General features: G+C 69.7%; 19 protein-coding genes and 2 tRNA genes. 15 read left to right on the top strand and 6 right to left on the bottom strand.

The window, feature by feature from the left end; translation table 11 throughout:
• The first annotated feature begins 1 nt into the window (after position 1).
• The 6 genes from ACSHXC_RS03785 to ACSHXC_RS03760 all read left to right on the top strand — a co-directional run bounded on the left by ACSHXC_RS03785 (position 2) and on the right by ACSHXC_RS03760 (position 6,523).
• Complete coding sequence (locus ACSHXC_RS03785; protein WP_438290154.1) at positions 2 to 415, top strand: PaaI family thioesterase; 414 nt, start codon at positions 2 to 4, stop codon at positions 413 to 415.
• Between the two features lie 286 nt (positions 416 to 701).
• On the top strand, positions 702 to 1,439 hold the full coding sequence (locus ACSHXC_RS03780) for a Phenylacetic acid catabolic protein (protein WP_189966712.1): 738 nt from the start codon (positions 702 to 704) through the stop codon (positions 1,437 to 1,439).
• A gap of 75 nt (positions 1,440 to 1,514) precedes the next feature.
• Positions 1,515 to 2,309 carry a hypothetical protein gene (locus ACSHXC_RS03775; protein ID WP_438290153.1) on the top strand — a complete coding sequence of 265 codons (795 nt, stop codon included), beginning with the start codon at positions 1,515 to 1,517 and terminating at the stop codon, positions 2,307 to 2,309.
• 83 nt (positions 2,310 to 2,392) lie between these two features.
• Positions 2,393 to 3,469: a Leu/Phe/Val dehydrogenase gene (locus ACSHXC_RS03770; RefSeq protein ID WP_438290152.1), complete on the top strand. Its 1,077-nt coding sequence runs from the start codon at positions 2,393 to 2,395 to the stop codon at positions 3,467 to 3,469.
• Positions 3,470 to 3,725: 256 nt separating this feature from the next.
• Positions 3,726 to 4,331 carry a nitroreductase family protein gene (locus ACSHXC_RS03765; RefSeq protein WP_438290151.1) on the top strand — a complete coding sequence of 202 codons (606 nt, stop codon included), beginning with the start codon at positions 3,726 to 3,728 and terminating at the stop codon, positions 4,329 to 4,331.
• A gap of 101 nt (positions 4,332 to 4,432) precedes the next feature.
• On the top strand, positions 4,433 to 6,523 hold the full coding sequence (locus ACSHXC_RS03760; protein ID WP_438290150.1) for a transglycosylase domain-containing protein: 2,091 nt from the start codon (positions 4,433 to 4,435) through the stop codon (positions 6,521 to 6,523).
• Here the strand turns inward: ACSHXC_RS03760 and ACSHXC_RS03755 are convergent.
• Together ACSHXC_RS03755 and ACSHXC_RS03750 are read right to left on the bottom strand one after the other, a co-directional pair.
• Positions 6,505 to 7,152, bottom strand: coding sequence for a response regulator transcription factor (locus tag ACSHXC_RS03755; protein ID WP_438290149.1), 648 nt, complete (start codon positions 7,150 to 7,152; stop codon positions 6,505 to 6,507). The genes ACSHXC_RS03760 and ACSHXC_RS03755 overlap by 19 nt on opposite strands.
• Positions 7,137 to 8,396 (bottom strand): sensor histidine kinase, encoded by a 1,260-nt coding sequence (locus ACSHXC_RS03750; RefSeq protein WP_438290148.1) that lies wholly within the window; start codon positions 8,394 to 8,396, stop codon positions 7,137 to 7,139. The genes ACSHXC_RS03755 and ACSHXC_RS03750 overlap by 16 nt, the downstream gene beginning before the upstream one ends.
• Before the next feature lie 242 nt (positions 8,397 to 8,638).
• On the opposite strand from ACSHXC_RS03750, the gene ACSHXC_RS03745 reads away from it, so the two are divergent.
• From ACSHXC_RS03745 to ACSHXC_RS03715, 7 genes are all read left to right on the top strand, one after another.
• On the top strand, positions 8,639 to 9,076 hold the full coding sequence (locus ACSHXC_RS03745) for a hypothetical protein (RefSeq protein WP_438290147.1): 438 nt from the start codon (positions 8,639 to 8,641) through the stop codon (positions 9,074 to 9,076).
• A 115-nt stretch (positions 9,077 to 9,191) separates the two neighbouring features.
• On the top strand, positions 9,192 to 11,264 hold the full coding sequence (locus ACSHXC_RS03740; RefSeq protein ID WP_438290146.1) for a UvrD-helicase domain-containing protein: 2,073 nt from the start codon (positions 9,192 to 9,194) through the stop codon (positions 11,262 to 11,264).
• A 342-nt stretch (positions 11,265 to 11,606) separates the two neighbouring features.
• A complete protein-coding gene (locus ACSHXC_RS03735) occupies positions 11,607 to 13,526 on the top strand; it encodes an ATP-binding protein (RefSeq protein WP_438290145.1) in 1,920 nt (639 codons plus the stop codon).
• Positions 13,527 to 13,533: 7 nt separating this feature from the next.
• On the top strand, positions 13,534 to 13,968 hold the full coding sequence (locus tag ACSHXC_RS03730) for a roadblock/LC7 domain-containing protein (RefSeq protein WP_189966702.1): 435 nt from the start codon (positions 13,534 to 13,536) through the stop codon (positions 13,966 to 13,968).
• Positions 13,969 to 13,970: 2 nt separating this feature from the next.
• Positions 13,971 to 14,342 (top strand): DUF742 domain-containing protein, encoded by a 372-nt coding sequence (locus ACSHXC_RS03725; RefSeq protein ID WP_438290144.1) that lies wholly within the window; start codon positions 13,971 to 13,973, stop codon positions 14,340 to 14,342.
• The gene (locus tag ACSHXC_RS03720; RefSeq protein WP_438290143.1) at positions 14,320 to 14,937 is read left to right on the top strand and encodes a GTP-binding protein; all 618 of its coding nucleotides are present in this window, start codon (positions 14,320 to 14,322) and stop codon (positions 14,935 to 14,937) included. The genes ACSHXC_RS03725 and ACSHXC_RS03720 overlap by 23 nt, the downstream gene beginning before the upstream one ends.
• A 1-nt stretch (position 14,938) precedes the next feature.
• The gene (locus ACSHXC_RS03715; RefSeq protein ID WP_053730981.1) at positions 14,939 to 15,502 is read left to right on the top strand and encodes a GAF domain-containing protein; all 564 of its coding nucleotides are present in this window, start codon (positions 14,939 to 14,941) and stop codon (positions 15,500 to 15,502) included.
• Positions 15,503 to 15,525: 23 nt separating this feature from the next.
• On the opposite strand, the gene ACSHXC_RS03710 is transcribed toward ACSHXC_RS03715, so the two are convergent.
• On the bottom strand, positions 15,526 to 16,731 hold the full coding sequence (locus tag ACSHXC_RS03710) for an acyl-CoA dehydrogenase family protein (protein ID WP_438290142.1): 1,206 nt from the start codon (positions 16,729 to 16,731) through the stop codon (positions 15,526 to 15,528).
• Between the two features lie 1,249 nt (positions 16,732 to 17,980).
• Here ACSHXC_RS03710 and ACSHXC_RS03705 point away from each other — a divergent pair.
• A complete protein-coding gene (locus ACSHXC_RS03705; protein ID WP_438290141.1) occupies positions 17,981 to 19,174 on the top strand; it encodes a Gfo/Idh/MocA family protein in 1,194 nt (397 codons plus the stop codon).
• Between the two features lie 134 nt (positions 19,175 to 19,308).
• Positions 19,309 to 19,385: transfer RNA gene (locus ACSHXC_RS03700), tRNA-Pro, on the top strand.
• A gap of 104 nt (positions 19,386 to 19,489) precedes the next feature.
• Here ACSHXC_RS03700 and ACSHXC_RS03695 read toward each other — a convergent pair.
• The 3 genes from ACSHXC_RS03695 to ACSHXC_RS03685 form a co-directional block, all read right to left on the bottom strand.
• Positions 19,490 to 20,404: a diacylglycerol/lipid kinase family protein gene (locus ACSHXC_RS03695; RefSeq protein ID WP_438290140.1), complete on the bottom strand. Its 915-nt coding sequence runs from the start codon at positions 20,402 to 20,404 to the stop codon at positions 19,490 to 19,492.
• 38 nt (positions 20,405 to 20,442) lie between these two features.
• Positions 20,443 to 20,534, bottom strand: a tRNA-OTHER gene (locus ACSHXC_RS03690).
• A gap of 89 nt (positions 20,535 to 20,623) precedes the next feature.
• The gene (locus ACSHXC_RS03685; protein WP_438290139.1) at positions 20,624 to 21,253 is read right to left on the bottom strand and encodes a TetR/AcrR family transcriptional regulator; all 630 of its coding nucleotides are present in this window, start codon (positions 21,251 to 21,253) and stop codon (positions 20,624 to 20,626) included.
• Positions 21,254 to 21,299: the final 46 nt, after the last annotated feature.

The raw sequence follows: 21,299 nt of genomic DNA, 5'->3' as shown, positions 1-21,299 counted from the left end.
GATGATGGATGTCGATGCAGCGCAGGCCGTTCTCGATAACAGCCCCTTCGGACCCTGGTGGGGATTCAGGGTCGAAGCCGTCAAGGAAGGGCGAGCCAGAGTCTCGCTCCCGCAGCGCCCCGAACTGTTCCGCCCGGGGGGCGTACTCCAGGGCGGGTGCGCGATGACGCTCGCCGACGTGACCTGCTGGATCGCGATCATGTCGCTGTTCGGCGAGGACGACCCCTCTGTGACCCAGCAGATGACGACCAGCTTTCTCGGGCCGGCCCGTACGGATCTGGTCTGCGAGTCGACGATCGTCCGTCCCGGGCGGTTGATCGTGTACGGGACGGCCGAGACGACCGACACGGCGGGGAAGCTTGTGTCCCATCACACGCTTACGTACATCCGGCCTCCGGCGCGGAATGGGGTTTGAGGCTTCCGCGTCTTGTAGTTCGGGTGCGGGTTTCGCCGTGGCTTGTCGCTCAGCTCCCCGCGCCCCTGGCAGCATGCCCTCAAGCCCCCTGCGCCGCATGAGTTCAACGTGTGGTGCAGGGGGTTGTGCGTGCGGCCCACGGGATCGAAAAAGTACCTCCGGAGTACCCCCAAAGAGCCACCGGGTTACCCCCATGGTTCCGGGACGGGATGGGTCCATCGTGGACTACCGACGGCGCGAACCGGCCGGATAGGCTCAATTTCCTCGGCTACCGGAGGAGATTCGTATGGCGACTGTCTATTCGGAGAATGTGAGCCTGGAGAGTGTCGGTGAACTCCCGGAGGAATACCGGGAGGTGCTGACCCATCAGATGCTCGCCAATGGTGAGGGCGAGCTGAGTGCCGGTGACACCTACGTAGACTCGTTCTATCCGCTCGCTCCCAACGCCGACGAGCGCTATATGTGCCTCAAGTTCGGCATGGAGGAAGTGGACCACTTCCGGCGCTTCGCGAAACTGCTCACCCCGCTCGGCATCGACACCTCCCACATGGTGAACCAGGCCGTGGCGGACCGGCGTTACTTCCCCGCCGAGAGCATGACGACGCAATTCACCGTCTGGGAAGAGCGTGCCGCGTTCAGCTTCCTCTGCGAGCTCGAAGGGCATTTCCAGATCAAGGAAATGACCACGAGCACGTACGCGCCCCTGCGCGTCGAGGCCGACGCGATCCTCAAGGAGGAGGCCCGGCACTTCGGTTACGGCAAGCGCCTCATGCAGGAGGCGTACGACGCCGGAGGGCAGTCCCGCGACCGGGCCCAGCGGGCCCTGGACCGGTTCTATCCGATGGCGCTCGACATGTTCGGGCGGCCCGACTCCCGGCGCGGGCGGCTCGCCGTCCGGTGGGGCCTGCGCAAGCACGACAACGGCGAACTGCGCGAGCTCTACAAGACCGCGATCGCCCAGCACATCGAGAAGATCGGCTTCTCCGTCCCCAAGGTGGACCCCTCGCAGCTCCAGTTCGCCTGAGCGACACCGACCCACCCTCCCCGGAACGATCCGCTTCCCTCGGAACCCCCAGCCACCTCACCGGAGTAGGAATCGATGACGACGACCGACATGCTGATCGACCGGATCAAGACGCACCGCGTCTTCGCGCACCCGCTCTACGACCACTGGGCCGCGGGGCCCCCGTCCGCCGAAGTCTCGGGCGCGCTCTTCCACCAGGTCCAGTCGTTCTGCGCCTCCACCCGCCCCGGCGGCGAGTTCCCGACCGCGCTGCGCGGGCTCGGCTGGGACGAGCAGGCAGTCCTCATAGAAGAGATCGTCGACAGCGAGTCCGGCCACGGCCCCGAACTCGCGACCATGGCCGGCCACATCGTGAACCGCACCGGCTCCCAGGTCTTCGACGACGTCTACGACACCGAGCACGTCGAGGCGTGGCTCAAGACCTCCTCGGACCGGCTGCTCGCAAGCCTTCCCGGGTACGACCGCGAGACCGGTCTGACGGCGCAGGCGAAGGCCGCGATCGACGTGTTCCGGCGCCGGTTCGCCACCGATGCCAAGACCACCGTCCGCAACCTCGGCACCGCGCTCGCGCTGGAGATCATCTCCAATCAGTCCCTGATCCCCGGCGAGAAGCGCGCCCTGATCGACTCCGGTCACTACAAGACGGATCTCGACGAGCCGGAAATGCATTACATGGCGGAGCACTGGGGTGACGCCGGTGCCGAGCAGCAGCACGAAGCGAATGTGATCCGTGCCGTCTCGACCGTCATGGACGCGTCGAACAGTGAGCAAATAGAGCAGGGCGTCGAGGACTTCCTCGAATCGCTGTGCGCGCTGTGGGACGTCCTGGACGCGGCTCTGCTCTCGTCCGGATTGCAGCCGGCCGAATAATTCTCTGCCGGACGGGCCGGCGGTTCGCGCCTCCGTGCGGGCCGCCGGCCCGGCTGTCACCGGACACAATCCTGGGGTGGGTTATGAGTGTGTTCAACGAAATGGACGGCCACGAGCAGGTTCTGTTCAGCTCCGGGCCCGGCGGGCTGCGCTGTGTCATAGCCATCCATTCGACCTTGCTGGGCCCCGCACTCGGCGGGGTGCGTTTTCTTCCGTACGCGGATGACGACCAGGCGGTCGGCGACGCGTTACGCCTTTCCCGCGCGATGACGTACAAGGCGGCCTGCGCGGGACTGGATATCGGGGGCGGGAAAGCCGTCATATTCGGCGGCCCGGGCGTGGAGAAGTCCGAAACGCTGCTGCGTGCTTTCGGCCAGGTGGTCGAGAGCCTGTCGGGACGGTTCATCGCGGCCTGCGACATGGGCATCACCACCGCCGACCTCAGGATCATGAGCAAGGAGTCCCGGTGGATCCGCGGCCTGGACGTCGAGGAGGGCGGCTCCGGCGAATCCGGCGCGATGACGGCGTACGGAGTGAACCTCGGCATCCGCGCGTGCCTGAACCACCTCGACGGCAGCGACAGCGTTGCGGGCCGCCACATCGCCATCGACGGTGTCGGGAAGGTGGGCGGGCGGCTCGCGGCCCATCTCGCCGACGGCGGCGCACGGCTGACCGTGGCCGACATCGACCAGGAGAAGGCCGAGCGGGTGGCCGAGGCCTGTGGGGCCGAAGTCGTCAGCCGCGAGAAGCTCTACCTGCTCGACGCCGACGTCCTCAGCCCGAACGCGATCGGCAACGTCATCGACGCCGACCTCGTGGACAAGCTGCGCTGCCGCGTCGTCGCGGGCGGCGCCAACAACCAGCTCGTCGCGCCCACGATCGCGGAACGGCTCGCGGCACGCGGCATCCTCTACGCGCCGGACTTCGTGATCAACGCGCTCGGTCTGATCCAGGTGGTCGACGAACTGCATCCCGCGGGCCACGACATGAACCGGGTGCGGCAGCGCGCCGAACTCATCCCGGAACGGCTTGTCGAGATCTTCACCCGGGCGAAGCACCTGAACATCAGCACCGCCGCGGCCGCGACCAGCATGGCCCGCGACCGCCTCGCGGCAGTACGCGGGGTGCGCTCGTTCTGGCTGCCGCCACGGTGTGGGTGAGGGCGGCGGCACATGGTGCGGGAGCCCATGGGGCGCTCGCACACGGTGTGTGGTGCTCTATGTGGCCATCCCGCATGATGGCGCCCCACATGGTTCGAGGCCATACGGCACGCCCCCACATGGTGGACCTCCACATGGCGCGACCCCACGTGGGGGACACCCCCGCATGGGGACAGGGGGACAAAGGACATGGTGCCGGGCGCCCTACGGCGAGGGGAGTGCCGATGCGGCCCACCGAGAAGAGGAGCGTCCGCTGATGGAGTTGGAGGCCGCCATCCGCACGCGCCGCAGTGCGCACCGGCTGATCGAACCCGCCCCCAGCGACAAGGAGTTCACCGAACTGCTCGGCTGGGCGGCGACCGCTCCCGATCATGGCCATCTCCGCCCTTGGCGGTGGATCCTGGTACGCGGTGACAGCCGGACGGCGCTGGGCGAGGCCTTCGCGTCCGGCGCCACCGACGCGGAGGCCGTCCGGCGCGAGGGGCGGAAGCCCTTGCGCGCCCCGCTCCTCGCGACCCTGGTCTTCGCGCCCCGGCGCAACCACCGCGTGCCGGACTGGGAGCAGCTCGCCGCGAGCAGCGCGATGGTGAACTCATTGATGCTGCTCCTGCACGACAGGGGCTTCGGCAGCATGTGGCGCACCGGCTCCTCCGTCGACTCCGACGGCACCCGAAGCCTGCTGGAGATCGCACCCCACGAGCGGCTCATCGGCTGGCTCTACATCGGCAGCCCCGACCCCACCCGGCGTTCCGTCCCGCGCTCCCCGGTACCGGTCGACGACCGGGTCTCCCAGTTCACGGCCCCGTCCGACCCGGCGCGAGCCGCCCGGCCACCGGCCGAAATGATCAGATCTTGCCCCTGAGGAACGCCGTTGCGGGCGGCCTCAGACCCACGCAGCCGGAATTACCGTTCATAGAGGATTATTTGACATGATTCATAGGTCGGCTGCGTATGTTTCCCCGTATGTCCTCCATGCGCTCCCGCCCGCCCGGATCCCTGCTCGTCCGCACTCTGCGGTTCCTCGGGGTGAGTGTTCTGGCGGGCGCGATGGCCGCCGGGATCGTGCTGCCCGCGGTGGGCATGCTCGGCCTGGGCGCGAAGAACGCCGCGGAGAGTTTCAACAGTCTGCCCGACGTGTTCAAAACGCCTCCGCTGTCCCAGGCGTCCCAGATCTACGACGCCGACGGCGGCCTCATCGCCACGGTCTACGACCGCGACCGCACCGTCATACCCGGTGACCAGATCGTCCCGGTCATGCGCAAGGCGCTGGTCGACATCGAGGACAACCGGTTCTACCAGCACGGAGCCGTCGACCTGCAAGGCGTACTGCGCGCCCTGAACAAGAACGCGGCCAGCGGCAGTGTGGCCCAGGGCGGCTCCACCCTCACCCAGCAGTATGTGAAGAACGTATTCGTCGAGCAGGCGGGCAGCGACCAGAAGGCGGTCCTCGAAGCCCAGCGCCAGACCCTCGGCCGCAAGATCCAGGAGCTGCGCTACGCGATCGAGCTGGAGCAGACCCTGCCCAAGGACCAGATCCTCACCAACTACCTGAACATCACCTTCTTCGGCGAGCAGGCGTACGGCGTCGAGGCCGCCGCCGAGCGCTACTTCAGCGTGCACGCCAAGGACCTCTCGCTGCCCCAGGCGGCCCTGCTTGCCGGAATCGTCCAGTCGCCGTCCATGTACGACCCGGTCACCAACGCCCGCCTGGCCAAGCAGCGCCGCGACACCGTCCTGACCAAGATGGCCCAGTACGGTTCGATCACCGCCGCCCAGGCACAGCAGGCGATCAGCACGCCGATCAAGCTCCGGATCAGCAAGCCGCGCCAGGGCTGCATCACCGCCCAGCAGGGCGAGGGCTTCTTCTGCGACTACGTACACCACGTCGTCGTCACCGATCCGGCGTTCGGCAAGACCTCCACCGAGCGGCAGGCGCTGTGGCGCAGGGGCGGTCTGCAGATTCATACGACGCTGTCGCCCAAGGCGCAGAAGGCCGTGCAGCAGTCGGTCACCTCGCACGCGTACACCACGGACGACGCGGCCGCCGTGATGAGCCTCGTCCAGCCCGGCACCGGCAAGATCGTCGCGATGGGGCAGAGCCGCGACTACGGCCTCGGCGCGAACCAGACGGAGATCAACCTCAACGTCGGTACGGACATGGGCGGCGGCCTGGGCTTCCCGACCGGCTCCACGTTCAAGCCGATCGTGGCGGCCGCCGCCCTGGAGAAGGGCACGACCCCGGACCAGTCGTACCCCGCGCCGTACTCCATGCCCTGGCCCGCCATGTCCGACTGCTCGGGCAACACCTATCCGGAGAACGGCGAGGTTCACAACGACAGCACGTCCCTGACCGGACCGTTCTCCATGCCGGCCGCCATGGCACAGTCCGTCAACACCTACTTCGCCCAGCTGGAGGCCGACACCGGGCTGTGCGACGTGTCGAAGATGGCCAACGCGCTCGGCATCACGCAGCAGGCCGGCGGCACCAAGCTGCAGGTGGTCCCCTCGCTCACCCTGGGCAGCAACGACCTGACCCCGCTGGAGATGGCCAACGTGTACGCCACGTTCGCCGACCACGGCACCTACTGCACCCCGGTCGCCATCACCTCGGTGACCAAGCCGGACGGGTCCAACGTCCAGGTGCCGCAGGCCAATTGCCATCAGGTGATGTCCACGGAGACCGCCGACACCGTGACCACCATGCTCCTGGGCGTCGTCCAGGACGGCACCGGCAAGCCCGCCGGGCTCACCGATCGCGACAGCGCGGGCAAGACCGGCACCACCGACGAGAGCAAGCAGGTGTGGTTCGCCGGATACACCCCCGAACTGGCCGGCGCCGCCGTCGTCAGCGACACCAGGAGCCCGCGGGACCTCGACGGCCAGAGCATCGGCGGCGAAACCGTCGGCCAGGCCTTTGGCGGCACCCTCGCCGGACCTGTGTGGCGCGACTCCATAGAGGGAGCACTCGCGGGACAGCCCGCCGGCACGCTCACCATGACCACGCTGCCCGGCGATTCAGGATCCGACGGCCGAGGTCACGGGTTGTTGAGATAGGTGAGAACGGCGAGGACACGACGGTTGTTGCTGTCGTCGTCCGTGATGCCGAGCTTGCCGAACATCGACGTCGTGTACTTGCTGATCGCGCTCTCGCTGAGGAAGAGCCGCCGGCCGATGGCCTGATTGGAAAGGCCTTCGGCCATCAGGCCGAGGACGGAGTGCTCGCGTTCGGTGAGCCCTTCGAGCAGCCGGTTCGAGGAGCCGCTGGAGAGCAGCTTGGCGATGACGGCAGGATCCATGGCGGTCCCGCCGGCGGCGACGCGTTCCAGCGCGTCGATGAACTGGTCCGCGTCGAACACGCTCTCCTTGAGGAAGTAGCCGATGCCGCCGGTACCGTCGGCCAGCAACTCGCGGGCGTAGAGCTGTTCCACATGCTGGGAGAGGATCAGGACCGGCAGGGCAGGCACTTCGCGGCGGGCGGCGAGAGCCGCGCGCAGGCCCTCGTCCGACTGGCCCGGTGGCATGCGCACATCGACGACGGCCACGTCCGGCCGCCACTCCAGGAGGGCGTCGAGCGTCTCGGGCCCGGTGGCGGCCGTCGCCACCACCTCATGTCCGTACGCCTCGATGAGACGGACCATTCCGTCGCGCAGCAGGTAGAGATCTTCGGCTACAACGATTCGCATGGCACCATCATCCTCACCCGCGTCGGCCCGCCCGCAGGACTGGTGATCTCCAGGGTGCCGTCGAAGACCGCGATCCGGCGGCGCAGCCCCGCGAGTCCGCCGTCGGCGCGTACGTCGGCCCCGCCCCGGCCGTCGTCCTCGACCTCCACGACGATGACGGTGCCGTCCACGGCGATGGAGATCCTGCCCCGGCTCGCCCGGGCGTGCTTGACCGCGTTGGTCACCAGCTCGGCGATGCCGAAGTACAGGGCGGACTCGACCGGCGGGTCCAGGCGCAGCTCGACGTCGGCGTCGACCGCCACTTCCAGCGGGCTGTCCAGGGCGAAGGCGCGTACGGCATCGATGAGGCCGCGCTCGTTCAGGACGGGCGGGTTGATGCCCCGGACCAGTTCGCGCAGCTCGGTCAGGGACGTGGCGGCGCCGACCCGGGCCTCGCGCATCAGCGCCCTTGCCCGGTCGGGGTCGGTGTCCATCAGCTTCTCGGCGGTGGCCAGCGAGAGGCCGAGCGCGACCAGGCGCGCCTGCGCCCCGTCGTGCAGATCCCGCTCGATCCGCCGGATCTCGGCGGCCTGTGCGACCGTGGTGTCCGCCCGCTGAGCGGTCAGCTCGTCCACCCGGTCGGCAAGGGCCATCGCCGCCGACGCCCGAAGAAACCGTACGGCCACGGGCTCGACGGGCCGCCAGGCGTACGGGGCGGTGGCGAGGGCCACGACCACGCCGAGCACCCCGACGAGGTGCGGGGCGAGCCCCGACCCGCCGAATCCGAGGACCGCCGCGACCACCCCGGCCAGGGGTACGGCCGCCACCACGCCCGCGCTGACCGCCACGATCGCCGTGAACCGCAGGTCGCGCCAGTTGGCCGGGTCGCTCCACCGCAGCCGCATCTTCTGGTCCATAACGGCATCGCGGCTGGTCCGCTCGTAACTGAAGCCGTTCCACCAGTACCCGGTGGACAGTCGTGTCACCGGCCCCGGCTGCCGGTATCCGGAGGGGATGGCCGTGCCGGTCCACCGCGCGACGAGGTGGCGGACCAGCCGGCAGACCGGGCGGGACAGGCCGAGCGTGCCCACACACACCAGCACGACCGGCGCGAGCCACGACCAGGGGTTCGCCGCTCCCCACCAGATCGCCAGCGCTATGGCGCCGGCCCACACAGCCGGGATCGCCATGGTGGCCGCCACCACCAGGCAGGCTCGCCAGAACCCCACACAGACACCTGCCACCCACGTCCCCAGCTGACGCATGACCATCCTTCTCCCTCACAACCCGACCGCCGCCGTACGGCAGTTCCCGTACGGCACCCATCAGGTCGGCATGGCTTCGTGACCCCCACTCTGCACCGCTCGGAGCCCGCTACGCCCCAGGTCGGCCCACTAGTGGGGCTGGACCCACCCACCCGGGCGCCCAGACCCATACCGGCGGATCGACGCGCTCCCTAACGTCGAAACGAAGCCGGACACAGACATCACGAAGGAAGCCGAAGACCATGGAAACCACCACCCACACCACATCCGCCGCCGCCCACATCGCCCACCCCCGCACCCAACTCACCTTCCGCAAGGCCAAGTTGATCGTCGCGGTCTATGGTGCGCTGAGCTCAGTGGTCCTGCTCACCGTCGTCATCCGCGCACTCACCGGCCACACAGTGAGCTCGTTCATGTGGGGCCGGTCGGGCGGAGTACTGGCGAGCGCCGCGGTGACGTACTGGCTGACCGCCGTGGCCGCACAGGGAAAGCGATGGGCCTATGTGCGCGTGCGAGTCATCTCGGTCGTCGTGCCGATCGCGATCGTCGTCGTCGACATCATCGGCGGCCTGCCGGGGTGGTTCGTCGCGATGCAGGTCGTGTGCGCCCTCACCATGGGAGCGACGGCTTTCGTGGTCAACGGGTCCCACGTGCGAGCCGCGTTCCCCAAGCAGCGTTGACGCGCGACCTCCCGGCGCGCACATGACCCCGGCGCGCACATGACGTCGATGCCCCCTGCCGTAGGAGTCGCACACGGTTTTATGATCACTGCTCCGTGTAAGAGGGGGCCGGGGCATGGCAGCAGGTGGATCGGCGGGGCGGCGGGCGCAGGAGGCGCGGCGGCAGGAGCGGTTGCTCCGGGAGCAGTGGCAGGCGGCCCGCCGGGAGGCATACCGGTGGGAAGCGGCCAGCGAGGGTGAACAGCGGGTCCACGCCCAGCTGTTGATGCTCACCGAGTACGGGTGGCGATTACTGGTGGACCGCCGCTGGCCGGGCACGAGGGCCGCCAATGTGGACATGATCCTCGTCGGACCGGGTGGTGTCTTCGTCATCGACGTCAAGAACTGGCGTTCCCCGCCTCGGACTTCGGGCGGCCGGCTCAGTGCCGGAGGCGAGCCGCGCGACGATCACGCGGCCAAACTGCTGGCCGTGACCAGGGTGGCCGAGGGCGCGGTCGCCTCCCTCGGCCTGTCCCCGGTGGCGGTCCAGCCGCTCATGGTCTTCGCGGGGAGGCAGCTCGACGCCGGGCTCGGCAGGATCCGGGTGCTGGGGGAGCGGGAGGTGGGGCCGGCGCTGATGGCCGAGCGCCGCCGGATGCGCCCCGAACCGGTCCGCGCGATCGCCGACCACCTGGAGCGCGTCTTCCCCGACTACGAGGGATCGACGGTCCGGCGGACCGAGGCCCCGGCTCAGCCCCAACAGGTCGCATCCGACGGCCTGTTCGACCTCGAAGGCCTGCGGGACGCGGCCCTGGACGAGGCGCTGCGGGCGCCCATCGAGCAGTGGATGACCTTCCTCGACCCCGAGCAGCTCGCACTGGTGCGACGCAATTGGGCGGGCCCCGCGCGCATCAGCGGTCCCGCCGGCACGGGCAAGACCGTCGTCGCCCTGCATCGCACCGCCCACCTCGCCCGGCGCACCACCGGCCGGGTCCTGTACGTGACCTTCGCCAAGAACCTGCCCAGGGTGCAGAGCACCTTCCTGAAGACCATGGCTCCCGCCGTCGCGGACCGGGTGGACTTCAGCAGCCTGCACGCGTGGGCCCAGGAGTTCCTGCGCGGGCGTGGTGTCCCGGTCCGGCTGCACGGAGACAAGGCGACGACCGCCTTCAGCCGCGCCTGGATGCACGTCGGGCGCGACAGCCGCCTGGCCGAGATCGACCCGGTGTCGAACTACTGGCAGGAGGAGATCGACTACGTCATCAAAGGGCGCGGAATCACGACCTTCGAGGAGTACGCGGCCGTGCGTCGGCGGCGTCGTCGGACGAATCTGCGCGAGACGCACCGGCAAGCGGTGTGGGCCCTGTACGAGGCGTACGAGTCCTTGCGCATCAACAGCGGGGTGCACGACTTCAACGATGTGCTCACCCTCGCCCTGGCGGAGGCCCGGCGGTGCGCTCCGACCCCGCCGTACGCGGCCGTCGTCGTGGACGAGGTGCAGGACCTCACCCTCGTCGGGGTGCGTCTGCTGCACACCCTGGTCGGTGACGCGCCCAACGGACTCCTTCTGGTCGGTGACGGACAACAGGCCGTCTATCCCGGCGGGTTCCGTCTGTCCGATGCCGGTATCGACATCCGCGGCGACCGGGGGCAGGTGCTGCGCACCAACTACCGCAACAGCAAGCAGATCCTGGAGGCGGCGCTCGAAGTCGTCGCCGACGACGCCTTCGAGGACATCGACGGCCTGCGCACACCGGGCCGGCGCGAAGTCGACCTGACCTACCACGACGGCCAGGTGGTGCGAGTCACCAGGCCAAGCCTCGCCGAACACGACCAAGCCCTTCTGGACGCCCTGGCGGCCCTGCCCTCCGGTGCGCTCGCCGACGCCGCGGTCCTGTGCCCGTCCGCGCGGACCATCGACCGCTACCAGCGCCTGCTCACCCAGGCCAAAATCCCGGTGTGTCTGCTCGAGCACTACGACGGCAACCCGGTGGACGCGGTCAAGCTCGGCTCGTACCGCAGGGCCAAGGGTCTGGAGTTCAAGCACGTGTATCTGCCGCAGTACGACACCCTCCTGCCCGGTGGCAACACCGGTGCGGCGGACATGGCCGAAACGGCGCGGGAGCGTGCCGAGCTGGTCCGCAGCCGGCTGTTCGTCGCGATGACCCGCGCACGCGATGTGCTGTGGCTGGGCAGCGTGGCCGGATAGCGATGGCGTGCCCGTCGCCCGGACGTCCCCGCGGCCGCCCTTCGAACCCACATCGGAGGCGTCCCGGTCATCCATCCGCCCGTTGCCGGGAAGCGGAACCCGGGAGAGCGGGAAATGGCATCGCCCGTTCCGCAGAGGGGAGTTGAAGATCCCGCACGTTATCGGTCTGTCGTACGATGCGTCATACCAGAGCGGGACGCTGTGCGTGGAACTTTGCCAACTGCGCACCGAGGGTGATGTATTGGCGACTACGGTGAGTGGTCGACGATCAAAGTGGGCCTTACATCAGCCGAGTTGGGCCTGCCAGAATGATCCATGGGACCCCACGCACCGAGGACACCGATGTCTCATCTCCGCGCACCCGCCGCGCGGCCGGACCGCCGCGAGGGCGGGCGGCACGGCCGCAACGCCACCCGGCCGCAGCAGCCCACCGCCGACGCCGGGCATCCGGCCCCGGCGGCCCGGGCGCCGATGCCCCCCGGGCCGCGCCCGTCACCCGAGTCCCGCATACGCCCGCAGCTGCTGCGCGCCGCCGTGCTGCCCGCCACCGTGGCGGTGCTGTGCGGCGCGGCCGCCGTCGCCTTCACCCTGCACTCCACCGGCCGGCACCCCACCGTGGGGCTCTGGGCCGTGCTCGCGAGCCTCGCCGTGCTCGCGATCGCCGCGCTCATCGCGGCCGGGATCGGCGCCGACCGGGCGGCCAAGACCGTGCTCGGCCGAGCCAACGGACTGCGCCGGAGCAGCGCCCGCTCGGCCGCCGACCTCCGTACGGTCGTCGAGGCGCTGCGCCGCGGCGAAGGACCGCCGGCACGTCACGCACCGGCCCAACTGCCCGCAGGCGCCGACGAGTTCGAGCTGCTCGCCCATGAACTGACCCGTTCGCACGACGCGGCCGTGGTCGCCGTCGTGCAGGCCTCCCAGCTCTCCAGCAGCGTCGGCAACGAACAGAAGGTCGAGGTCTTCGTCAACCTCGCCCGCAGGCTCCAGTCCCTCGTCCACCGTGAGATCCAGCTCCTGGACGAGCTGGAGAACGAGGTCGAGGACCCCGAGCTGCTCAAGGGCCTCTTCCACGTCGACCACCTGGCCACCCGCATTCGCCGCCACGCCGAGAACCTCGCCGTGCTCGGCGGTGCCATCTCGCGGCGCCAGTGGTCCCACCCCGTCACCATGACCGAGGTCCTGCGCTCCTCGATCGCCGAGGTCGAGCAGTACCCCCGGGTCAAGCTGGTGCCGCCGATCGACGGAACACTGCGCGGCCATGCCGTCGCCGACGTCATCCACCTCCTCGCCGAACTCGTCGAGAACGCCACGGTGTTCTCGGCCCCGCACACCCAAGTCCTGCTGCGGGCCCAGTTCGTGACGGCCGGTCTGGCCGTCGAGGTCGAGGACCGGGGCCTCGGCATGCCGGTCACCGAGCAGAACAAGATGAACGCGCTGCTCTCCGACCCCGACCAGGTCAATGTCGCCCACCTCCTCCAGGACGGCCGCATCGGTCTGTTCGTGGTCTCCGCGCTGGCCCGCAGGCACGGCATCGCCGTCCGCCTCCAGACCAACATCTACGGCGGAGTCCAGGCCGTACTAGTGCTGCCGCAGGGCCTGTTGGGCGCCGAGCCCGAGGGCCTCAGCCAGCAGGGGCGCCCCCAGCCGCAGGCGGTGCAGAGCCCGGAGCGGGAGAGCACCGGCCAGATCCCCGTTATGCCGTCGCCCCCGCAGATGACCCAGCCCGCCGAGGTGAGCGCGCCCCTCCCGGCCCCTGTTCCCGCACCCGCCATCGCTCCCGTGCAGCCGGAGCCCGCACATCAGGCCCGGCCCGCCACCGACCTGCTGCCCCCGCCCCGCCAGCATCTGCCGGAGCCCACCACGGCCGGCCACGGCAGCGGCCCGCTGCCTGTGCGCGGGGCGCACGACGAGCGGCCCAACCCGGCCGCCGCGCCCCCCGGCATCCACCACGGCGCGGCCCCCGAGCCCGTCGAGACCCGGGTGCCCGTCACCCCGAGAGTCCAGAACGGAGCCGTGCGCGGCACCATGGGCCGCCCCGATCTGCCCCGGCGCCGCAGCCAGGAACACCTCGTACCCCAGCTGCGGGACGCCCCCGCACCCCGCAAGGACGACGAACACGCCCTGCACGACCCGGGGTTGATGGCCGCCTTCCAGCGGGGCATCGGCCTCGCCGAGGCACAGCAGAGCCACCCCGCACAGCCGACCTACCAGTCCCCCCAGGCGCTCCAGTCGGAAACTGACGCCGAACACTCCAAGGAGTAGATGCACCATGGCGAGCGATGCGCCGACCGGACACGTCTCGGACCTCGACTGGCTGCTGAGCGGACTGGTCCAGCGGGTGCCCTACACCCGCAATGCGGTTCTGCTCTCCTCGGACGGTCTGGTGAAATCCGTTCATGGCCTGGATACCGACAGCGCCGACCACATGGCGGCCCTCGCCTCCGGCCTCTACTCGCTCGGCCGGAGCGCGGGGGCCCGCTTCGGCGACGGGGGCGAGGTCCGGCAGGTCGTGGTGGAGCTCGACTCCACCCTGCTGTTCGTTTCCACGGCCGGATCGGGCACCTGTCTCGCCGTGCTCGCCGGCCGGGAGGCCGACGCCGCGGTCCTCGGCTACGAGATGGCCATGCTCGTCAAGAGCGTACGGCCCTACCTCGTGACGCCGGCCAGGCAAGGAGCAGGGACACCGAGCGGCCTGAGGAATTGACCGTGGCGGCCCCTCAGGACGGGCCGTGGCTCGACGACGCGGCCGGGCGGCTGATCCGCCCCTACACGGTGAGCAACGGCCGCACCCGGCCGACCGCGACCCTGGACCTGCTCTCGCAGGTGATGGCCACCGGCACGGTCCCCCAGACGCTCCTGGGCCCCGAGCACTCGCAGGCCCTCGGCCTGTGCAAGGGGCCCACCTCGGTGGCGGAGATCTCGGCGCACTTACGGCTGCCGGCCGTCGTCACCAAGGTCCTCCTTTCCGACCTGGTGGACTGCGGGGCGGTGACCGCGCGGGCCCCCCGCTTCCACCACACACCCACCGACCGATCTCTGCTGGAGGCAGTGCTCGATGGCCTACGACGACGGCTTTGAGGCCCTGTCCGACGGGGACGCCGTCGACCAGTTCCCGACCGCGCTGAAGATCCTTGTCGCGGGCGGGTTCGGGGTCGGCAAGACGACCTTCGTCGGCGCGGTCAGCGAGATCGAACCGCTCTCCACCGAAGAGCTCCTCACCACGGTCAGCGTGGCCCACGACAGCCTCGAAGGGGTCGAGTCCAAGACCACCACCACGGTCGCCATGGACTTCGGGCGCATCACCCTGGACGACCACCACGTGCTGTACCTGTTCGGCACACCCGGGCAGGAGCGCTTCTGGTTCATGTGGGACGAGCTGTCCGAGGGGGCCCTGGGGGCGGTGATCATCGCCGACACCCGGCGGCTCGACGAATGCTTCTGTGCCGTCGACTTCTTCGAGCGGCGGGGCATCGGATTCCTCGTCGCCGTCAACGAGTTCGACGGTTCGTACCGCTACGAGCCGGAGGAGGTGCGGGCCGCCATAGACCTCAAGCCCGAGGTCCCCGTCGTGCTGTGCGACGCCCGCATCGGCAGCTCCGGCATCCGGACGCTGGTCACCCTGGTCCAGCATCTGCTCGCCACCATCCCGGCAGCCACCAGCCATGGAGCTTGACATGACGTACGACCCGACCGGACACCTCCTGCTCACCCCCGTCGACCGGGAGGCGCCGGTCCGCGTCCAGCGGCTGCGGCAGCTGGGCATGGGGGAGTGGCCCGACCCCGCCTTCGACGAGTTCGCACGCAAGCTCGCCGAGGTGACCGAAGCGCCCTTCTCGATGGTCAACTTCATCGACGAGAACCAGCAGTTCTTCGCCGGTCTCCACACCCCGAACGGCGCGCACACCGGTTCGGACCTGGCGGCCGCGTCCGGCGGGGTGAGCCGGATCATGGCCCGCGACCACGGGTACTGCCCGCATGTCGTCGTCCGGCGCAAGGCGCTGGTCCTGGAGGACGTGTGCGACTACCCGCGCTTCGCGGGCAATCCCGTCGTGGACGAGATCGGCATCCGGTCCTATCTCGGGGCGCCGCTCATCGACCGCACGGGCATCGCGCTCGGCACGATCTGTGTGGTGGACACCGAGCCGAGGCCCTGGGGCCGGGCCGGCCTGGAGACCATCAAGTCCATGGCGGCGGAGCTCGTCGAGCAGATCCACCGGCGCGAGGACGGCCGTATCTAGCCGCCCTCGCGGTGCACATACGGTCAGTGGGCCGCGGCCAGCTCCTCCATGCGCACCAGCTCGGAGAGCCGCTGCGACCACTGGCCCTTCGCCGTACCCAGCGCTACCTCGGCCAGTCTCAGCAGCTGTACGTCCGAGGTGCCGGCCGGGGCGAAGATGTGGTGGGCGTCGCGCAGATAGCGCTCGATGGGGCGGTCGGTGAACAGGCCGGCCGCCGCGTGGATCTCCATGGCGTTGCGTGCGGAGTCCAGCGTCGACTCGACGTTGACGACCTTCGCGTTCATGAGCTCCGCGTCGCAGGGCAGCCCCTGGTCGAGCAGATGGACTGCGTGGTAGGCGACAAGCCGGGCCGTCATCAGGCGGGACTTCAACTGCCCCAACTTGATTTTGATGTTGGGGAGTTCATACAGCGGTTTGCCGTAGCGGATCCGCTCCGTGCAGAACCGGGTGGTCTCCTCAAGGATCGCCTGGTGGATGCCGAGCGACACGGCGGTGAGGTTGGCCCGCCCATAGAGCACGCTGGAGGAGTACGCGACGGCGAGCCCGTCGCCCTCCTCGCCGAGCCGATTGGCCACAGGGACACGGCAGTTGTGGAAGTGGACCTCGCCGAAACTGAAGCCGTGCAGGCCCATCGCCTCGCGGTGCTCGCCCAGCGAGAAGCCCGGCCGGTCCGACTCCACCAGGAACGCCGATAAGCCCTTCGAACCCGGTCCGGTACGCAGGATCACCCCGTGGAGATCACCGACGTGACTGTTGCCGACGTACACTTTTCGGCCATTGAGTACGTATTCGTCGCCGTCGCGGACCGCGCTCGCCGCCATACCCAGGACATGACCGCCCGACTCCGGCTCGGTGACCGCGATCGTCGGCAGGCACTCACCCGCGGAAACGGCCGGGAGCCAGCTCTTCTTCTGCTCCTCGCTGCCGAAATGCACGATCTTGGCGACGCCGAGCTGGGAGGCCTGCGCCATGGCGCCCATCGCGCCGCTCACCCGGGACAGCTCCTCGATGATGATGGTCTTGCCGAGGTGCCCCACCCCCATACCGCCGTACGCGGGGCTCACGGTGGCTCCTATCCAGCCCTGCCGGGCGATGAGCCGCGACAGCTCGTGCTGGACGGTGCGGGCCGTCTCCATCTCCGCTATCCGCGGCCGGACCTCGCGTTCCGCGAAGTGGCGTACATCTTCCCTGAGTTGTTGGTGCAGTCGGCTGTTGAAATATGCGTCCATCCGCGAGCCCTCCTCCGCGAAACGCCCGCCAGGCAAGGCACCGGCAGGTGGTGCATCGGCAGTGGTCCCGTCCCGAAGAGGCCGACCTCCTCAATGCTGTGGATCACCTTCGGTTCGTACAACATTCGCCGTCAACTTTGGCCAGAATCAGGCGTGTTGACGTTTGAATGGCGATGTGTTGTGTGCGGGCCGGCCCGTTCGGTCCCAGTCGATTGCATCCCCTTCACACAACTTTCTGCCACATGCCAACGGCAAAGGTTTCGTGGGCATGTGGCACTGAGGGCCAGGAAGCGGAATCAGATGGGCACGGTCGTGACATCCGGGGACAAGTGCAGAACCGATTCGGCTTCGACATCGACGAAATCGACCTTCCCTTGATGCATGTGGGTGAACGAGGGAGGCCCGCAGTGCCGCACCCGCCTGCGCCTTCGCTTCGCCGGGGTGGCGTCGGGTGGCGAACCACTCGGTTAGGTAAGGGAGTTGTGCCGGACGCGGCGGGGTCGGGCGGTCCGTCGAGAAGGGTGCGTGATTCGCTCGATCGCGGTGCTGACCTGCCTGTCTCTCGTGCGGCGTACGGCATGGCGGATCTCGGATCGGCGGCAGCGAAGAGAGGTTGGGGATCTCGCCCTGCCGCGTGGCGCGTCACGCCGACGGTCCGGGACAAATCCGCGAGGGAGCGCCCGGCCGACTGTCTTGATCCGTAACTCCCTTTCCTTGGACGAGAGTTGATCGGTTCTGAAAGAGGCACCGATACCTCTCCGTCACCCTCACGGTTGCGCTCGGGGGCGGCGCGTTGGGGTGCGGCCCCGCGCGTACGGTGTGCGGAAGTGGTGCGGGGTGCATGCCGGAGCGTGCGATGCGGAACCGGAGGTCGCCTTCGCCGGCGTCGTGGGGCACCGACACGGTCCGGCCGGTGAGCGCCCGCATCCGGACACCGGCCGCCGACGCGAAACAGGGGTTGACCGAGCGGCCCCCGCTGCCGCACGGGCGCCGGCGGTCCCTGAGGTGTGGGGAAGTGGTGAGGATTCCGGCCACCCCATGGGCCGGACGAGCACCCCCCGGCCGACGCCGACAGGCGGCTGCCGCGATGTACCTGCCGTGGGCACCCACATCGAGAACAATGCGCAGCATGCCCCTGGGCGATGGTGCCCGCCGGTCGGTAGGTCCCCCGTGCGCCGGCGCGGCCCGGCCGTCCCGCGGCGCCCCCACCCGACCCACGGCAACACTGCCCGACGTGAAGGAAGTTGACATGACCGACCTCCGTATCGGCGTCATCGGATACGGCATGCGCGGCACCATCGCGCGCACCGCACACCGGCCCGGTCGCGGCGCCGTGGTCGCTGCCGTCGCGGACCCCGACCCCCGGGCCCGCGAGGCGGCCGCCGCGGCCTTCCCCGACGCGCTCGTCACGACCGACCACCGCAAGGTGATCGACGCGCCGGACCTCGACGCCGTGCTCGTCCTGACCCCCGACCACACGCACGCCGACCTCGCCTGCGCAGCCCTGCTCGCCGGGAAGCCGGCCTTCGTCGAGAAGCCTCTGGACATCACGGTCGAGCGCTGCGACGAGATCCTCCAGACCGCGCGCGAGACCGGAACCCGGCTGTACGTGGGCCACAACATGCGCCACATGCCCGTCGTCCGGATGATGCGCGACCTCATCGGCCGGGGCGCCATCGGCACCGTCAAGACGGTGTGGGTGCGCCACTTCGTGGGCTACGGCGGCGACTGGTACTTCAAGGACTGGCACGCCGAGCGCCAGTACACCACCGGCCTCCTCCTGCAGAAGGCCGCGCACGACATCGACGTACTGCACTGGCTGTCCGGCGGCTACACGCGCGACGTCCAGGCCATGGGCGATCTGATGGTGTACGGCGACAACCCGCACCGCCGGGCCCCCGGCGAGCCCAAGACCGACGACTGGTACACCGAGGACGGCCACTGGCCGCCGCACACCCAGCGTGCGCTCAACCCCGTCATCGACATCGAGGACGTCTCGCTGCTCAACATGCGCCTCGACAACGGTGTCCTCGCCTCCTACCAGCAGTGTCATTTCACCCCCGACTACTGGCGCAACTACACGGTCATCGGTGATGCGGGCCGCCTGGAGAACTTCGGCGACGGCCCCGGCGGCCAGGTGAAGGTCTGGAACTCCCGGCGCTCCGAGTACCGCGCCGAGCCCGACGAGACATACGACATCCCCAAGCCCGAGGACGACCAGGGGCACGCCGGCGCGGACCCGTTGATCATCGACGAGTTCCTGCGCTTCGTGCGCGACGGGGGCGTCACCGACACCTCGCCGGTCGCCGCCCGGATGGCGGTCGCCGCGGGCTACCAGGCCACGGCCTCGCTGCGGGCCGGCGGCACCCCGCGCGAGGTGCCGCGGCTGGACCCCGAGCTCGTGGCGTACTTCGAACGGGGGCAGCGGCACGAGACCGACTGAGCCGGAAGGCCGGGCCGGGGCGCCGGGCGGGGCCACCGTGTGGCGTCCGGGAAACGGGTTCGTGACCACCCCGGGAAGTGCGGTATTGTTCTCATGCACGAGCGGCCGGGGGAAACCCCAGGTCAGACGGGCATCGGGACGTGGCGCAGCTTGGTAGCGCACTTGACTGGGGGTCAAGGGGTCGCAGGTTCAAATCCTGTCGTCCCGACCAGCTTTTTCGCAGGTCGGAAGCCGTTTTCGCAGCAATGCGGAGGCGGCTTTCCGTGTTTTCCGGGCCGGAGAAGCCCCGAGCGGCCCCGGCGCGGCCGAGGCCGGTTACGGGGCGAGCACCGGGAGTGCGTGCGGGTCCACGTCCAGGGTGTAGCGGGCGGCAGCGCCCGCGAGCAGATCGCCGTCGTACTCGAAGACGAGGGGCTCCCCGTCGGTGCGTTCCACCACCACGCGACGGCCCCGCGCGTACACGACTCCGGGGCCGCCCACATGGCTGCCGTCGCGGCACAGCCGCAGGAGCTCGGGGAGAGGCAGGGCCGTGCCCGCGACGCAGACGTCGAGCAGTCCGTCGTCCATGACGGACCGCGGAAGCAGCATGAACCGGCCGCCGCGATGGCGGCCCCCTCCCACGCCGACCGACACCGTCGGGCCCGCGTGGACGACCTCGCCGTCGACGGTGACCCGGCCCGGGTACGGGCGGAACGCCTCGACGGTGCGGGCCAGGGCCGCCTCGTAGCGGGCCCGGCCCGTGTCGGCGACGGAGCGTGCCGTGACCAGTGTCTGGGCGGCGAGGCCGGACGAGGCGCCGAGCAGCGCCAGGCCGTCCGTCTCGGCGACGCGTGCCAGATCGACCCGGCGCACGCGCGGCCGCGAGAGCGCGCTCTCCAGGGCCTCCTGCCAGGGCCGGTCGGACCAGATCTCGCGGTAGAAGGAGTTGCCCGTGCCGAAGGGGAGCACGAGGAGCGGGACGCGCTGCTCGGCGGGTGCGCCCTCGTACAGGCCGGTCATGAGGTCATGGGCGGTGCCGTCGCCGCCGATGGACACCACGAGGGCCGGGCCGCCCTGCTCGCCCACCGCAAAGGCGAGCTTGTGGGCATGGCCCGGCCGCTCGGTCACAGCCAGCTCGACTGTCGCGCCGACCCCCGCAATCCGCCGGACGACTGCCTCCGACATCTCCGGTGTGTACGTTCCCGCGGCCGGATTGGCCACTACCAGAACGGACGTGAGAGATGGAGTCATCGGCGGGCACCTCGTCGCGACAGGCGGCTCTTCGGCTGTGGCGGAGAGGGCAGGATTCGAACCTGCGAGGGCTTTCACACCCGGACCGGAAAGCACCGGAACCCCGTTGGGCCGCTTCGGGTACCTCTCCCCGTACGCCTCGTTCCGCGTACGTTCCGATCCTGCGGGGGTGGGCTGAGATTTCGCTGAGACGGCACTGAGACCGCGGGCGGCGTGGTCTCAGACGGTCGGCTCCGGCGCGCCGAGGCCCCGGTGGGCCAGTTCGAGGACGGCGGCCGTGACCGCCTCGACGTCGATGGGTTCCGCGCTGCTGATCAGATCGTCGAGCAGGCCGTGCGCGCCGTGGAACAGCATGCGGCAGGCGAGCCCGACATCCCCGGCCCGGAAGGCGCCCGCGAGTGCGCCGCGGCCGATGAACTCCGCCATCAGATCGATGACCCGCTGGTTCGAACTCCGGCACAGATCAAGGGACTTGGCGTTCGCCGAACGGTAGACGATGCGGTGCAGCTCGGCGTTCTCGACGGCGTGCGCCACCAGCGCGCGCACCAGCCGGTCGAGCGTCGGCCACCAGGCCCCGCCCTTGTCGAGGAGCGCCCGGGTGGTCACCAGGAACCGGTCGACGTACTCCTCCCACATCGCGCCGAGCAGATGGTCCTTCGAGTCGAAGTAGAGGTAGAACGTGCCTTTCGCGACCTCGCCCGCCTCGGCGAGCTCGGCGACGGTGGAGTCCGCGAAGCCCTTCTCGCGGAAGACCTCGGCGGCGCCGTTCAGCAGCGCGGCGCGGCGGTCCTCGGGGCTCCTGGTGACGCGCTTGCGGCGCGGACGGAGCGGGGGACTGGTGGTGGCCATGAACTCGCCTCCGGTTGCGGGGAGTTGGTCATGGCCCAATCTACCC

It is taken from the genome of Streptomyces sp. HUAS TT7 (assembly GCF_051550175.1).
Classification (GTDB): Bacteria; Actinomycetota; Actinomycetes; order Streptomycetales; family Streptomycetaceae; genus Streptomyces.
The sequence above is the reverse complement of the archived record's forward strand: the minus strand, read 5'-3'. Positions and strand labels throughout refer to the sequence as shown.

What these genes read in the sequence shown, in the direction of transcription:
- ACSHXC_RS03785 (WP_438290154.1), top strand. Translation starts at nt 2, where the DNA reads ATGATGGATGTCGATGCAGCGCAGGCCGTTCTCGATAACAGCCCCTTC.
- ACSHXC_RS03780 (WP_189966712.1), top strand. Translation starts at nt 702, where the DNA reads ATGGCGACTGTCTATTCGGAGAATGTGAGCCTGGAGAGTGTCGGTGAA.
- ACSHXC_RS03775 (WP_438290153.1), top strand. Translation starts at nt 1,515, where the DNA reads ATGACGACGACCGACATGCTGATCGACCGGATCAAGACGCACCGCGTC.
- ACSHXC_RS03770 (WP_438290152.1), top strand. Translation starts at nt 2,393, where the DNA reads ATGAGTGTGTTCAACGAAATGGACGGCCACGAGCAGGTTCTGTTCAGC.
- ACSHXC_RS03765 (WP_438290151.1), top strand. Translation starts at nt 3,726, where the DNA reads ATGGAGTTGGAGGCCGCCATCCGCACGCGCCGCAGTGCGCACCGGCTG.
- ACSHXC_RS03760 (WP_438290150.1), top strand. Translation starts at nt 4,433, where the DNA reads ATGTCCTCCATGCGCTCCCGCCCGCCCGGATCCCTGCTCGTCCGCACT.
- ACSHXC_RS03755 (WP_438290149.1), bottom strand. Translation starts at nt 7,152, where the DNA reads ATGCGAATCGTTGTAGCCGAAGATCTCTACCTGCTGCGCGACGGAATG.
- ACSHXC_RS03750 (WP_438290148.1), bottom strand. Translation starts at nt 8,396, where the DNA reads ATGCGTCAGCTGGGGACGTGGGTGGCAGGTGTCTGTGTGGGGTTCTGG.
- ACSHXC_RS03745 (WP_438290147.1), top strand. Translation starts at nt 8,639, where the DNA reads ATGGAAACCACCACCCACACCACATCCGCCGCCGCCCACATCGCCCAC.
- ACSHXC_RS03740 (WP_438290146.1), top strand. Translation starts at nt 9,192, where the DNA reads ATGGCAGCAGGTGGATCGGCGGGGCGGCGGGCGCAGGAGGCGCGGCGG.
- ACSHXC_RS03735 (WP_438290145.1), top strand. Translation starts at nt 11,607, where the DNA reads ATGTCTCATCTCCGCGCACCCGCCGCGCGGCCGGACCGCCGCGAGGGC.
- ACSHXC_RS03730 (WP_189966702.1), top strand. Translation starts at nt 13,534, where the DNA reads ATGGCGAGCGATGCGCCGACCGGACACGTCTCGGACCTCGACTGGCTG.
- ACSHXC_RS03720 (WP_438290143.1), top strand. Translation starts at nt 14,320, where the DNA reads ATGGCCTACGACGACGGCTTTGAGGCCCTGTCCGACGGGGACGCCGTC.
- ACSHXC_RS03715 (WP_053730981.1), top strand. Translation starts at nt 14,939, where the DNA reads ATGACGTACGACCCGACCGGACACCTCCTGCTCACCCCCGTCGACCGG.
- ACSHXC_RS03710 (WP_438290142.1), bottom strand. Translation starts at nt 16,731, where the DNA reads ATGGACGCATATTTCAACAGCCGACTGCACCAACAACTCAGGGAAGAT.
- ACSHXC_RS03705 (WP_438290141.1), top strand. Translation starts at nt 17,981, where the DNA reads ATGACCGACCTCCGTATCGGCGTCATCGGATACGGCATGCGCGGCACC.
- ACSHXC_RS03695 (WP_438290140.1), bottom strand. Translation starts at nt 20,404, where the DNA reads ATGACTCCATCTCTCACGTCCGTTCTGGTAGTGGCCAATCCGGCCGCG.
- ACSHXC_RS03685 (WP_438290139.1), bottom strand. Translation starts at nt 21,253, where the DNA reads ATGGCCACCACCAGTCCCCCGCTCCGTCCGCGCCGCAAGCGCGTCACC.